Source organism: Planktothrix sp. FACHB-1365, assembly GCF_014697575.1.
Classification (GTDB): Bacteria; Cyanobacteriota; Cyanobacteriia; order Cyanobacteriales; family Microcoleaceae; genus Planktothrix.
This window is the reverse complement of record NZ_JACJSC010000042.1, coordinates 12,362-25,676: the sequence shown is the minus strand read 5'-3', so window position 1 is coordinate 25,676 and position 13,315 is coordinate 12,362. Positions and strand designations below refer to the sequence as shown.

The window sequence follows — 13,315 nt, the reverse complement described above, 5'->3', positions numbered from 1 at the left end:
TATGAACCTCTATTTTGTATTTGAAGGGAAGACAGAACCGATTGTTTATAAGAAGTGGTTATCTGTACTTCTTCCCGATTTGACAGAAGTAAATAGTTTTGATGCGGTAATCCAGAATAACTATTTTTATGAAAGTGATATGGGCGTTCCTAGTTGCTACAGAGTTGCTGCTAATGCTATCCAAGAAATTAACGAATTTCCTCAATATGATTACTTGGTGCTATTCACAGATGCAGACCGTTTTACTGTTTCAGAAAAAAAAGCGGAAGCTTATGAGCAAATTAAATCAGAATTAAAAGATAAACCTTTTAAAACTCTACCCAAAAATTGCAAATTAGAAATTATTGTACAAAAAGTTTGTATGGAAACTTGGTTTTTAGGCAATAGGAATTTATAAATTTCTGTTTAAAAATCAATAGGCAACAAAATAAATAAGACATAGCAAAAAAAACTTGCTATGGCTTATTTTCAACTGGGGGAAGTTTTACGTTTATTAAATTAGTTAAAGAGGACAACTGGAAATACGCAAATTCTAAAGTTTTTGAACTTCGCAATCCGGGTAATGATTTGCACCAGGTTCTTCAGATTCTCAAACAACTTAGTCAACTTGCTCTTAACTAATCCCCAACCTCAATGGAAAATTTTCCATTGGTGAAGTCACTCTTCTCGTTTCCCAATCCCTCCAGTGGAAAAAACCCGTTTAGAACGTCCTGTCTGATGAGCGATCGCATCTAAAGGATCTGAGCCGTAATTGCGGTTTACCTCCAATATGTCTGGCGATTGCAGGGGAACATTTCCCCCAGGATCAGGTAACGGTAACATCCGTTCAGCCTCCTCAATGCGCTCGTATAATGCGGCGGTAAGTCCCTCAAGATCAGTCAGTTTAACTCGACTTTCCAAACGAGGTCTAACTTGTTCATCCCACAACGCCTCACTTTCATCTTTGCGCTTCAAATCCGCTTTAGGAATAGGAATAGTTAGTGCGTAAGGAATCGACCCTTCGCCACCGGAACTGTAACCGGGATTGGTAATCACACATCGTCCTTGGGGAAATCGCAAAATTTCATCAATGGAAAATAAAGGCATTTTTTGTAGAGATTCATTCCAACTAATCGAGCGATTACTGGCAGATTGACCGCCAAAAGACCGACTGGTAGACTTACTTTTGATTAAAATTTCTTGATCACCATAACGCTCTGAATATTTTTTTGCTGTGTCCGTATTTCCAGGGTTAAATAGAATGTGGGTACTGCAAGCAGAGGTGATCGCTGCTCCCATTTTCTCCCCATATCCTTCATAAAGTTGTTCCAAACTTTGAATTCCTAACAGAAAACAAGCTCCATTAGAACGATATTCATTAATCCATTGTGGCATTCGTTCTAATCGAATTGATGGAAATTCATCCAATGAAATAATCAACGGATCTTTTCGGGGACGACTTAAATTAGAAACCACCAACAAGTGAATCGCCGCCGCCAACAAAGGCCCAACAACCGAGCGTCGCTCATCATCAAGTTTAAAAATAATCATTTGACGACCTTCAAGCCGAGTCGGAATATCCGATTTTCCCAAAAAAGCTCGCAGTAAATCAGCTTGAATAAAATTACTAAACGTTCCGGCTGCTGTTGTTAGAATTCCTGAGATAGTTTTTTCAGCATCTTTCGCACTCAAAAATTGATTAAAACTCGTGGCTACCCACTCATCAATTTGCCGAGATTGAATCGCATAATCAAGCCGTTTCACTAAATTCGGCAACCTCAAAATTGCATACAGCATTGCCATATCAGGATACTTTGAACCTTTGACTAATTGCAGTAAAGCTTTCGCTAATAAATCTCCAGCTTTTGAGAAAAACTCATCACTTTTTCCTTGATTAGAACTCGCATTGCGATTAATAACTTGACCAATTTCTCCCGCCATTACAGAATCTTGAGGAGATTTCATAAAATCGAGGGGATTAATTACACCTGAATAAGCTTCCCCAGGTGCAAACACCCAAACTTTATAACCGTAACGCGCGGCTAAAGGAGCATGAAGTTTAAGTTGATCTCCTTTTTTATCATAAAGAAGAATCGGAAATCCTTGTACCATTGCACTTTCAATTGCTCGATCAATCGTTGAAAATGTTTTACCAGATCCTGGCGCTCCAATCACTAAAATTGAGCGTTCTGCATGGGGTAACCAAACTGTTGGACTAGCACCTAAAGCCGTTTGAAGAGTTGCTACAAAACCTCTTAATTTTAATCCCCGCCACCAATAGCGAGGACTCCCACACCACAACGTTACTTTATTGGGTTTATTTTCTTTAATTTGTTGAAGTGCTAACCGAGTTGCACCCACTTTTTCCAGGGTTCCACATTGTTTTCCGGTGGTAATTTTTCCCCGATTTCCGCCTATAAATCGAGAGGCTACCAGTAGAACAATAAACATCCCTATGGTTACATATCCTTCTGGGTTATTATACTCTTGAAATAATCCTTTAAAATCTAGTGAAAACAAAGGAAGTGGTTGTTCTGTTTTTTGAGAAGTCTGAGCCAGAATCGGATTAAAATTATTCATAGTGCAACTCCAATAAATTATCTTTAATCTACAGAATTAAGCTCAATTCACTATTCAAACCCAAGACAGATTAAATTAAAATTAGAATTACACCTCAAGAATGAATTAAAATAATTGCTTGATAACTCTTAACTCCTAACTGATAACTGATGACTGATGACTGATAACTGATAACTGATAACTGTTAAAGGGAGGCTACCGCCTTGTAAGGGCGGAAAATTTATCTCTGTTTTTAAATGGTTAAGACGAAAATTTTGGGTTTTTGCCTGTTTTTCAGTAACATTTACTTAGCCTCTTTAACGAATTAATCACTGGCTATTCAAGCTTGTATTGGTGCTAATAACGGTTCCACCACTAACTCGATAACGTCCTAAGACATTAAGACCATAACTTTTTAAAGTCAACCGACCAAAAGCATCTGTGGCTTGACCATCAACCTGAGAAGAATCACCGCCAAAGTGTTTTTGAGCGACTCGTTCAATTAAGCGTTCACCCTCAAACAATTGCCCTGTTGTTGGGTCAATTTCTGCAACGGTGGCGTTAAGTTTATCAATGAGACTTTGGACAAATACCGCCTCTTGATCCGCAGGAGGAAAATATTGAAATAGTTCTGTTTTTGTCGGTTGATATCCCTTAGCAAGTTGAGCTAAAAATGTTTCTCCTCCAGGTTTTGAAGCAATCACACTGCTTGCATATTCGTTGTAACTCATGAATTGATATTTGCCTAAAGCTATACCACAATTGCGATTGTTATCTGCACAAACATAAGGGCCAATGGCTAAGTCTAAATTGCTGCTTTCTAAACTCGCGATCGCTTCAGACAAAACTTCAATATTAACGCCTTGCACCTGTCCATAAGTTAACTTTGATTGAGTCTGACGAGAACGTGGAGAAAACGAATTCTTTTGGGAGATAACAGAAGATTCTGTTGAAACATCTGCTTGTGTTGGTATCGAGGAAAATCCAGTTGGCGAGGGTTCTAACACTCCAACAAAAATGGGAGAATTGACTCGATAGGTGAAAAAGGGAACAGGCCCAATAAAATAGGGAGAGCAGCCACAGGGGGAACAAAAGCGGAAGAATAAAGCAGTTGATACGGTGTCGGTTTGTTCGTCGGGTTCCATCACAACAACTTTAAAAGCACTACCAAACGGTAATCTACCTGTGGGTTCCTTACCTCCATTGATTCCCTGAAGACAACCCCAACCGCCCTCAACTTCTTGGTATTTCCCACTAATCCATTGTTTCCCTTCCAAAGAACCCCGCGCACTACGACCGATATTTTCTAAATCATCCAGTTCGATATAAGCGCATTGACTCCCCTGACAATTGACAGAAAACCCTTGAACATCAGAACCCGAAATGGTGTTGGTTCGTCGTCCTTCTGCGGGGCCATAAATAGTATCAATTCGCATGACTAAATCACCGAATTCAGTCACAGAATTGGGGAAATCAGACAGAGGTAAAGTGTTCAGTCCTGGTACATCTTGAATGGGAGTGGTTTGCCATCCTGACAACGCACCGAGTTGGGTACTTTCTAAGTTAGGAAGAGAAGACATTGAATAGGAAGACAAATCAATTTGTCCGAGTTTCAATTCTCCAAGTTGGGGGTTGCTACTGAGAACTTGAGTTAACGTTTGATTCCTCCAATTAAGATTAGCAGCTTGGGTGGTGAGTAGGTCTGCTACTGGCGCAATTTCTTCAACTTTGAATTCAGCTAAAAGGGGAATCGCTTCAATGAGTTGGTTTAACGTTTGTTGACCGATTAGGGGGAAAGCACTCAAAGCAACCTGCTCTAAATTTAGTCCCGTTTGCTGTGCTATAAAACCCACTGACAAAAGTTCTGGTTTTAATGCTAGGCTGATATCTCCTAATGTTAGAAATTGATCGGGTGTTTGTCCTGTTGTCCAGGTTCGATTGAGTTCAGTTTCTTGCCCTTTGGTTTGATTAGAACCGGATTGACTAATAGGGGGCATTTGGGAAAAAGAAATTTGTGTCCAATCAGGGACAAGAGCATGAGTGGAAGTGGGATTTCCTTGTTGATCAACACTGGGGATTTCTAAAATTCGAGTCGGTAGTTCGGCTGCATCAATATTAATTTGGGTTGCAGTTAATTGGGATTGATTAAAACCCGTTGAAAGGAATAACGTTAAACTGAAAGTCGCCAAGAATAGCCCCGATTTTAATAATAATCTTCTGCTCATTGATAGATCGGATTATTTTGAGTTGATTAGTCACTCTTGATATTGTTTTGCTTTACAATTCCAGGTCATTTCCCTCAAAATTTGAATACCCCAAGGAATTTTTGCTCCCGCTATTAAATTGAGGGTTAGGATTGAATGCTGTTTCTGTCCAAGGGGTATCTGCTGGGTTCAAATCTCCCTCAAAAACGTTTTCTTGATAACCATCTGCAAACTGATCAGGTACACCATAAGGCTTGGATTGCTGATTATTGTTATAGCCGCCGTAGCCTGAATTGCTATAACCCAATTCATTGAGATCGGTATTGTTGGAGTTGTTCATAACAGGAATCGATAGGGTGAATGAAATTTATAACTTACTTTAACGACCCATATTGAGCAGATCTTTCAGCCAATAGGAGTAATTAAAATCCCGCCTATCGGCGGATTCACAATGTAAAACCCGATTAGGAGTTGACTTGTGAATTATTACCATCTTGTTCTAGTTGTAGATAAAGAAGTTAATCGCTGGCGACAACGGATATTTCGCCAGATTCATCAGTGTCGCAAAGAAACAACAAAATTTAAGTTATTACGAAATTGGCAGAAAAATATTGAATAATGGAAAATACATCTTTAGTGGAGACTATTCTGTATGAGAAAGTTAAAGAAACTCCGCCTTATTCTTGGTTTCCGTCTTCCCCTCAACTGATTAAAATAATGCTGGAAGAATCACAGATTACCCCAGGATTATATGGTTTAGAACCGACGGCAGGAGATGGGATTTTAGCTGAAGCAATGGTTCAAGCGGGTGCAATTGTAGATGTGATTGAAATTGACCTTCTATTGCGCCAAATTCTTTTTCAAAAAGGATTTAATTTAGTGGGGAGTGATTTCTTAACATCTCAACCTCAACGCCAATACAACCGGATTTTAATGAATCCTCCCTTTTCTACTGATAAAGTTCGGGGAATTGATTTAGCGATGATTCAACGCGCTTATCACCTATTTTTAGCATCTTCTGGTCGGTTGGTTAGCGTTGTCAGTAATTCAATGAATATCAAAAACGATGAGCGAGCACAAACTTTCCGAGGATTTCTTAAACAAACGAAAGCCAACGTAATCAAACTCCCTTTAGAAATTTTTTGGGGTACTCTTCGTCCGGTTACAGTTGAAACGTATCTCATTGTAATTAATAAACCTTCTGAATTCTAATTTTTTACCCTTTTCTTCTCCACCTCCTGCTTATGAAATACAATTTTATTACTAATTCTGATCAGCTTAAAAAGGCTTTATTTCCTTTAATGAACGCTCCTGTTCTGGCTATTGATACTGAAACAACCGGACTAGATCCATTCATAGATCGGATTTGTTTGGTTCAAATTGCTGTTCCTCAACACCCGATTCTAATTATTGATTTAACTGCTATGGGAACGAGGGGATGTCAACTGTTAAAAAAACTCCTCAATAGCCGTGCGCTGAAAATTTTCCAAAATGCTAAGTTTGACTGGCAAATGCTAGAAATGGCAAATCTCCGTCCGTCAGGGCCTTTTTTTGATGTAATGTTAGCTAGTCAAGTGTTACGTTCAGGACTCAAGAAAGATCATGATCTTCAATCTTTAGCTTGGGAATTTTTAAAGGTTAAACTTGATAAAAGTTTACAGTTTAGTAATTTTGCGGGTAAACTTTCAACGGCTCAGTTAGAATATGCAGCATTAGATGCGGCTGTCTTACTGAAACTTAAAACTCGACTGCATTCTAAACTTGAAAAAGCAGGATTATTAGAAACGGCTCAAATCGAGTTTGATGCGTTGCCCGCCGTTGCCCAAATGGAACTAAATGGAATGCGACTTGATGCAATAGCATGGCAGCAAGTAGGTTCTGAGTTAAAAGCTCAAGAACAAAGGGTATTAACTCAATTAATCAATGCAGGTTTAAAGCCACCCCCTAGCCCCCAATTGTCTCTATTCCCCCAATTAACAGAAACGCTTAATCCTCGTTCTACTTCTCAAGTTTTACAAGCTCTTCGTGCGCTTAATATTCCGGTTCAATCAACTCGTAAAAATGAATTAATTCCTAAAGCTCGTGAATATCCAATTCTGCAATTTCTCCTCAACTATCGAAAGTTAGCCTCTTTATGTTCTAACTTTGTAGAAGCTTTGCCTAAACATATTCACCCCAAAACAGGCAGAATTCACCCCAGTTATCGGCAGTGCGGAGCGCGTTCAGGTCGCTTTAGTTGTCAACAACCGAATCTACAAAATATTCCCAGAAATTGTACTGCTCAAGGAATGCGAACCTGCTTTATTTGCGAACCAGGCTATCAAATTATTAAAGCAGATTATAGCCAAATTGAACTCAGAATTGTGGCTGAAATATCGAGCGATCGCCGGATGTTAAATGCTTATTCTAAAGGGGAGGATTTACACGCTTTAACGGCTTCTTTAATTACAGGGAAATTGTTAGAACAGATTACGCCTGAAGATCGGCAAATTGCTAAATCTGTGAATTTTGGCTTAATTTATGGCATGGGGGCAGCTAAATTGCAAGCTTATGCTGAGGAAAAATATGATGTTTTGTTGACGTTGGAGGAAGCTAAACTGTTTAGGAAAAGGTTTTTTACGGCTTATCAAGGGGTTAAGAATTGGCATGAGCAAGTGAGGAAAACGGTGTATGCTCAAGGACGAAGAGAGATTCGCACCATTGGCGGACGTCGAAGACGATGGGCTTCTAAACCCCGTCTGTGTGAGTTGCTCAATCATCCGGTTCAAGGAACTTCAGCCGATTTATTGAAAGTGGCGATCGCTCGTTTGTTTGAGGTTTTACCGGATACAGAAGCTAAATTGATTGGTGTAGTCCATGATGAAATTCTCTTAGAATGTCCCCAACAAACTCTTGAAAAAACAACTCGCCTTCTTAAAACCGTAATGATTGAGGCAGGACAACAATATTTGCAGCAAGTTCCGATTGAAGTGGACGTGAAAACTGCCTTGAGTTGGGGTTAAGAATAGTAAAGGTCTAAATTTGAAAAGGAACATGGTGGAAAATTTTCCACTATGTTTCCCACCCCCAAAAATCGTCCCTCAATCATATTTTTCCGCAGGTTCCGGTTTCGTTACCACTGCCACCGCCTTTTGAAAGTCTATTGTACCCTACTCATAAATGTTGATCAAGAAATCAAATATTGTTTGAACTGAGCTATAATAGAAATCAATTGACAGGAGATTAACCTGCAAATCTCTTAAAAAATTATTAGGGAAATTTGGAACGAATGAAATTTTCAGAGCTATCACAACAAACCCTAGAAAAAATAAAAATTTTGCAGTGGGATAGAATCATTGAAAAACATGAAGGCCCTGAAAGTTGGGAATCTGTTTTGCGCTGGGAGACTGTTGAAATCATGGAAATTGAGGGTCGTTCAGTTCTCCTCCCGATAGATCAATCTCAGCATGACAATCTAACCATTTTAAGAACGATTTGGAGTGCAGATGGAAATTCAGTTACGCTCTTTCTCAAAGATACTACCTATTATGATGATAATTTTATGTCGGGATATTTAGCAATTTGTGATCGACTTAAAGAAGACGATTTATTTGTTGCTATCATCTATCATGAATGGTTTATTATTGAAAATAAAGAAGTTTTAGCTGGAGAATAACTCCCCATTACTCCGTTAAGTATTGATTGTAATTCTAACTGATAACTCCTAGCTCCTGATTTAATCTTATGACTCAAATTCTTCCTAAATTTACAATCAAACCGGGCTATCGACCTCAATCTTCTGATACAACACCCGAAGCCGATTTGTTAGGATTCTGGCTTTTAAAACAACGAACACCTGAACAGCGACTGTTGATGGGAAGCTCGATGAACCAAAATGCTCGTCGCTTTGCCATTAACTGCTTCCGCCAACGCTTTTTTGATTTAAAAGAACCAGAATTTGCTCAAAAACTCGCCCAAGCTTGGTTAGGTGAAGATTGTCCACAACATTATATTCCCACCGGAGATGAAATGACTTGGGTTCAAGATTCCATTAGTCTGGCTGAAATTCTTCACCCAATTTTTGAATGCCACAATATTCCTTATGATATTACAGGAGGAGTTGCTGCTATTGCCTACGGGGAAGTCCGCACTACACGAGATTTAGATATTGTCATCTCAATTATTCCTCAATATTTAAGTCCATTAATTTTAGAATTAGAACAAGCGGGATTTTATGTTTCCGGTGTAGATGATGTGGTTTCTGGTCGAATGCAAACCTTGCCAATTACTCATATGGAAACCATTTCCCGGGCTGATTTAATCATTGCCTCAGATTCAGAATTTGAGCGTCTGAAGTTGGAGCGACGACAACAATATCAAATTCCTACAGGTGCAACGGTTTTTCTCACCTCACCTGAAGATTTAATCCTTAATAAGTTGCAGTGGCGAAATTTCAATCAGTCCCAAAAGCAATGGCGAGATGTATTGGGGATATTAAAAGTACAAGGAGACTCTTTAGATAAAGTTTACCTCAATAACCAGGCTGAATCTTTGGGGTTATTTGAGGATTTAAACCGAGCTTTGATTGAAGCTGGATTGGAATAAATAAGCGCCAAAACTTCAGCGTTAAATTCTAAATTAGGATAATTTTAAGTTAAGGGATAACTGCCCAGGGGAAATATTTCCTCGACGGCGACGATGACAAGCTAAATGGCAACTACTACATAACGGAACCAAATTTTCTAAACGATTATCAGCCGGGTTATGATTCCAGTGATGAACTTGCAGTGTATAAGCTCGGCGTCGAGATTTCATAGCATCTGATAACGGTTCTCCCGGCTTAATACAGAATAAACCACATTTTTGACATTGCCAATTCGCTGCTTCTTTAACTGCCAATGCCAGTTCCTTCCAATTTTTCGGATAACGATTTGAAGCCATGAACAGATTGGGTGATTTTCCTTATTTGCTCTTTCTCTATTATTAAATTATCATAACTAGCTTAGAAGAACCGATTATTTTAACCATTTTTCTATTAATTTATGGGAAAGCGTTTCCACTCTCTGAAAAATATCTGCTAGCATTGGGGGGGGAGAGAAGATGCGATCGCCACAATCTTACTCTTTTTTTATACCAATATCTTCCCGCATTGATGCAGAACTTAAACCATCAAAAATTAATTTTTTTTGAATTAGTAAATCTAACATGATTCTTGGTTCTTTTGATTGTTAGCTGTAATTAATCTTGGTGCAATAAAAGTCAAACTATAACTGTTCGATTCTTGATCGTAATTCCATAATATCGGGATATTGCGTAATGTCAAAATTATTAGTTCCCCAACGAAAAAAATCAACTAGAGAAATATAGTGATGTTTTTGTTGCTGCAATTGCTTCTGCATTTCCATTCGCTTTTGAATATCTTTTCCATGAAACCATATTAAATACTGTTTCTGTGTCCAGAAATTCTCTTGTTCAAACTGATTTTGATACATGGCAAGGCTCTCTTCAAATTTTTCTGTTGTCGCTGTTTCAACAGCTTGTCTAAATTCGTTAATTAACCCTAAAGCTTCATTTTGACAATCTTGTAAATCCAATGAAGCGGGTAGTATACCACTATTGCCTGTCCATGTCGTTTTGAGTTGTTGTCGTGCTGCACTCATGTTAACCAAGTCACCCAATGCCCAGCGTACAGCTTCGTAAGCTTGCAGGTTCTTGGCGCTACTTTCAATCCATTCGGAAATGAGATCAATTCCTGGTGAATCTCGATGTCCCCACTTAGAAAGTTTAGGATTTTCCTGCTTCTCCTTGTACTTTTCTACCCAATAGGTGTGAATTAAATTAGGATCTAAAAGATAGTTTTCTACACAAGCGCGATAAGTTAAATTAATAGATCTATTACCGAGTTGGAGTAATTGACAGTTAGGAGTTGGTTGAACATCAAAATCGCGATCGCGAAAAACAATGTATTTCTGATTTACTGCTTGATTTCTAGAGAAATAGCCTTCAGCAAAACTTGAAAAAGAAAATTTACTACCCGCAGGAATAATCGTGCATTTTTCACCCGAGATACCATCAACGACTTTGTTAAGTAACTGATAGTCTAAGCTGGTCGCCTTCCCTTCACAAAAAATTATTTTTCCGCCGCTAACAACACTCACAATTACACCTCAATGCGGACAATGGATGCTTCAGGTACTAACTGCTCTACATAATCGGAGTGGGTGGTAATAATAAATTGATTATTTTTCCCTAATTTAGGTAAAGCTCTTAACAATGCTTGCTGCATTGGTGGATGTAAATGTAACTCAATTTCATCAATCAAAATAACCGAATTATGAATATTCCAATTGGCAAAGTCCATTAAGATGGGAAAGGTAGCACGCTCACCCCCAGACATCTCAGAAATTTCATACTGATTTTTACCATCGTAGAGATAAAACCAAGGTTCGCTGAGAATATCATCGATACCCTCTCGTGGAATTGAACCTTCAAAGCTACGTTCTGGAAAAACGGCTTTATAAGCTCGTTCAATTTCAGCATATAAGTCTTTCTGCCCAGGACGCAATTGCAGATTTTTATCTTTCACATCTTGATGAAATATCCGCCACTTTGATAGGCGATCGCGTAAAATATCATCTGTGATTTCAATTTTTCCATCCTGGTTTTCAGTAGTTAGGCTAGTTGAAGTTCTTTGCTCTGTGTACCAAAAAACTGTGCCAACTCGTTCAAACACCTGAAAGCCTTCTGAACGAAGTAATTGCTTTGCATATTCTCGCCCTTTGAATTGAAACAATTCAGCCGCCGTGTTTGCTTGAACTCGCTCACCTTGCCATCTTAGAAATATAATATTTTCGTTAGCAGGAGAAACTGGTAAATTCCGCCCTATCTTTTGTAATTCATGGTGAAACTCTCGCACTGCTTCGATTTCTGGGCTAGGAAATTGTACTTTTAGAGTTACTTCTGGTTCAAACCTTCCCCAATTATGCCCAAGTAATTCATAGTTAAATCCTGGCCATTCTAAATCGGGAAGTTTCTGTAATCGACCAGTGGCTACTCCCAGAGTAGCAGCAATTGCTTGTAAAAGACTTGTTTTTCCAGCACCATTCATCCCTATTATAACTATAATATCTCGTGCTAATCCAGTTTCTGGATCGGTGAAATCGAATGACCGCTCCCGAAATTTTTTGAAATATTTTAACTGGACAGATTGAACTTTCATGTTGAAACTTTATTGAAAAGGATAGACACTATTTGTATAGAGTTACTTGATGATTATTTTAATCGAATTGGAAAACTGCTGATTCCAGTAGGTCTCAAATTCTTGCACCTTATGAAACACCAGATTCGGTTTGATTCATTTCGTTCAGTGAAGCGATCGCTTAAAATGGCGAGTATACTTAATATCAAAATCATTAAACTGTCAACGAACTACCCCGCTTGCCCGCTCTACCCGATACCCACTCCACTGTCACAACCCTAGACCCCAAAACCCTCAAACCCCATCCCCGCTACCTGAAAATTTATGGTCGGATGAACATCGAGGAATTGGTCGAACAAATTCAATTGTCTAATTGGATTAACCCCATTCTCATCACCCCCAAACACATTATTGTTAGTGGTCATCGACGCTGGCAAGCTGCCCTACAATTAAAGTGGAACACCATTCCCGTTGAAATTCGAGCCTTTCCCAACCGACTCTCGGAACTCGAAGCTCTCCTGAGTGAAAATCTCGCCCGACCCAAAACCCGGGAACAAAAAGTTCGAGAAGCCAACTCTTGGAAAGAAATCGAATCAGCGCGCGCCAAACAACGCCAGGAAGCCGGAATCAAGATTGATGAACCCGACGACCTTATGGATATATTTTCAGAAGGTCGCAAGGGAACCACCCGTGATTTAGTTGCCGCTAAGGTGGGTTTAGGCTCTGGTGTAACTTATACCAAAGCTGCCAAAGTTGTCACTCAAATTGATACAGAAACAAAAGCTGGAAACGACGAATGGGCTGATGCTTGGCGTTCAATTCTCAACACCGTCAGTATTCAAGCGGCTTATTCCTTACTGAAACTGCCTCGAAAACAACAAAAACAAATCTTAGATTTAATTGCTACAGGTGCTGCTCGGACTCCCAAAGAAGCTGCCCTGCTGCTCGCCGAAGAAGCCAGTCTTGATGACCCCCGCTTGTTTGTATCGGGAGATTTCGCCGTTGTCAACATTGACCCGAACTTAACCTTTGCTCCCTCTGACCAGCGCTGGAATGGATATTGGGGACGGGTGGAAGGCACAGGAACTTCTGGGTTGATTGTGCTGAACTTGGGGAGTGAAACGCTGCAATTTTACAGCCGAGATTTAGTAGAAATTGATCAGCCTAGTGATGAATTATTACAGGTCGCTTCAAAGGTATTACAACTCCGAAGTTTGGACTTAGATGAACTGGAAATCGCGTTGCTGGATGTGTTGCAACAGCGTGTAGAATTTACGCCTCGACAACTGCTGCATTTGGAATATTTGGAAAAAGTTTTAACGTTACCTCGGCTTTCGGGTTCTTAATTTCTCAAAGAGTGTGAAAACAGCCTTAAGCAACAGAGGAAAGCTGTGTT

General features: G+C 39.4%; 13 protein-coding genes. 7 read left to right on the top strand and 6 right to left on the bottom strand.

The window, feature by feature from the left end; genetic code table 11:
• Position 1: 1 nt before the first annotated feature.
• Complete coding sequence (locus H6G57_RS26555; protein ID WP_190524395.1) at positions 2 to 397, top strand: hypothetical protein; 396 nt, start codon at positions 2 to 4, stop codon at positions 395 to 397.
• A gap of 260 nt (positions 398 to 657) precedes the next feature.
• Here H6G57_RS26555 and H6G57_RS26550 read toward each other — a convergent pair whose 3' ends face one another.
• From H6G57_RS26550 to H6G57_RS26540, 3 genes are all read right to left on the bottom strand, one after another.
• Complete coding sequence (locus H6G57_RS26550) at positions 658 to 2,559, bottom strand: type IV secretory system conjugative DNA transfer family protein (RefSeq protein WP_190524393.1); 1,902 nt, start codon at positions 2,557 to 2,559, stop codon at positions 658 to 660.
• Positions 2,560 to 2,867: 308 nt separating this feature from the next.
• Entirely contained in the window at positions 2,868 to 4,763 is a 1,896-nt protein-coding gene (locus H6G57_RS26545) for a M23 family peptidase (RefSeq protein ID WP_190524390.1), read from the bottom strand.
• A gap of 52 nt (positions 4,764 to 4,815) precedes the next feature.
• Positions 4,816 to 5,082 carry a hypothetical protein gene (locus H6G57_RS26540; protein WP_190524388.1) on the bottom strand — a complete coding sequence of 89 codons (267 nt, stop codon included), beginning with the start codon at positions 5,080 to 5,082 and terminating at the stop codon, positions 4,816 to 4,818.
• 138 nt (positions 5,083 to 5,220) lie between these two features.
• Here H6G57_RS26540 and H6G57_RS26535 point away from each other — a divergent pair, with 138 nt between their 5' ends.
• From H6G57_RS26535 to H6G57_RS26515, 5 genes are all read left to right on the top strand, one after another.
• A complete protein-coding gene (locus tag H6G57_RS26535) occupies positions 5,221 to 5,361 on the top strand; it encodes a hypothetical protein (RefSeq protein WP_190524385.1) in 141 nt (46 codons plus the stop codon).
• Entirely contained in the window at positions 5,361 to 5,954 is a 594-nt protein-coding gene (locus H6G57_RS26530; RefSeq protein ID WP_190524382.1) for a methyltransferase, read from the top strand. The genes H6G57_RS26535 and H6G57_RS26530 overlap by 1 nt, the downstream gene beginning before the upstream one ends.
• 32 nt (positions 5,955 to 5,986) lie before the next feature.
• Entirely contained in the window at positions 5,987 to 7,744 is a 1,758-nt protein-coding gene (locus H6G57_RS26525; protein WP_190524379.1) for a DNA polymerase, read from the top strand.
• 266 nt (positions 7,745 to 8,010) lie between these two features.
• The gene (locus H6G57_RS26520; protein ID WP_190524376.1) at positions 8,011 to 8,397 is read left to right on the top strand and encodes a hypothetical protein; all 387 of its coding nucleotides are present in this window, start codon (positions 8,011 to 8,013) and stop codon (positions 8,395 to 8,397) included.
• Between the two features lie 68 nt (positions 8,398 to 8,465).
• On the top strand, positions 8,466 to 9,326 hold the full coding sequence (locus H6G57_RS26515) for a hypothetical protein (protein WP_190524373.1): 861 nt from the start codon (positions 8,466 to 8,468) through the stop codon (positions 9,324 to 9,326).
• Between the two features lie 33 nt (positions 9,327 to 9,359).
• On the opposite strand, the gene H6G57_RS26510 is transcribed toward H6G57_RS26515, so the two are convergent.
• From H6G57_RS26510 to H6G57_RS26500, 3 genes are all read right to left on the bottom strand, one after another.
• Positions 9,360 to 9,662, bottom strand: coding sequence for an HNH endonuclease (locus H6G57_RS26510; protein ID WP_190524370.1), 303 nt, complete (start codon positions 9,660 to 9,662; stop codon positions 9,360 to 9,362).
• Positions 9,663 to 9,985: 323 nt separating this feature from the next.
• Positions 9,986 to 10,879: a DUF4435 domain-containing protein gene (locus tag H6G57_RS26505; RefSeq protein ID WP_190524368.1), complete on the bottom strand. Its 894-nt coding sequence runs from the start codon at positions 10,877 to 10,879 to the stop codon at positions 9,986 to 9,988.
• Between the two features lie 2 nt (positions 10,880 to 10,881).
• A complete protein-coding gene (locus tag H6G57_RS26500; RefSeq protein WP_190524365.1) occupies positions 10,882 to 11,940 on the bottom strand; it encodes an AAA family ATPase in 1,059 nt (352 codons plus the stop codon).
• Positions 11,941 to 12,158: 218 nt separating this feature from the next.
• Between H6G57_RS26500 and H6G57_RS26495 the strand changes: the two genes are divergently transcribed.
• Positions 12,159 to 13,265: a ParB N-terminal domain-containing protein gene (locus H6G57_RS26495; protein ID WP_190524362.1), complete on the top strand. Its 1,107-nt coding sequence runs from the start codon at positions 12,159 to 12,161 to the stop codon at positions 13,263 to 13,265.
• The last annotated feature ends 50 nt before the right edge of the window (positions 13,266 to 13,315 follow it).

What these genes read in the sequence shown, in the direction of transcription:
- H6G57_RS26550 (WP_190524393.1), bottom strand. Translation starts at nt 2,559, where the DNA reads ATGAATAATTTTAATCCGATTCTGGCTCAGACTTCTCAAAAAACAGAA.
- H6G57_RS26530 (WP_190524382.1), top strand. Translation starts at nt 5,361, where the DNA reads ATGGAAAATACATCTTTAGTGGAGACTATTCTGTATGAGAAAGTTAAA.
- H6G57_RS26555 (WP_190524395.1), top strand. Translation starts at nt 2, where the DNA reads ATGAACCTCTATTTTGTATTTGAAGGGAAGACAGAACCGATTGTTTAT.
- H6G57_RS26540 (WP_190524388.1), bottom strand. Translation starts at nt 5,082, where the DNA reads ATGAACAACTCCAACAATACCGATCTCAATGAATTGGGTTATAGCAAT.
- H6G57_RS26545 (WP_190524390.1), bottom strand. Translation starts at nt 4,763, where the DNA reads ATGAGCAGAAGATTATTATTAAAATCGGGGCTATTCTTGGCGACTTTC.
- H6G57_RS26500 (WP_190524365.1), bottom strand. Translation starts at nt 11,940, where the DNA reads ATGAAAGTTCAATCTGTCCAGTTAAAATATTTCAAAAAATTTCGGGAG.
- H6G57_RS26510 (WP_190524370.1), bottom strand. Translation starts at nt 9,662, where the DNA reads ATGGCTTCAAATCGTTATCCGAAAAATTGGAAGGAACTGGCATTGGCA.
- H6G57_RS26525 (WP_190524379.1), top strand. Translation starts at nt 5,987, where the DNA reads ATGAAATACAATTTTATTACTAATTCTGATCAGCTTAAAAAGGCTTTA.
- H6G57_RS26520 (WP_190524376.1), top strand. Translation starts at nt 8,011, where the DNA reads ATGAAATTTTCAGAGCTATCACAACAAACCCTAGAAAAAATAAAAATT.
- H6G57_RS26515 (WP_190524373.1), top strand. Translation starts at nt 8,466, where the DNA reads ATGACTCAAATTCTTCCTAAATTTACAATCAAACCGGGCTATCGACCT.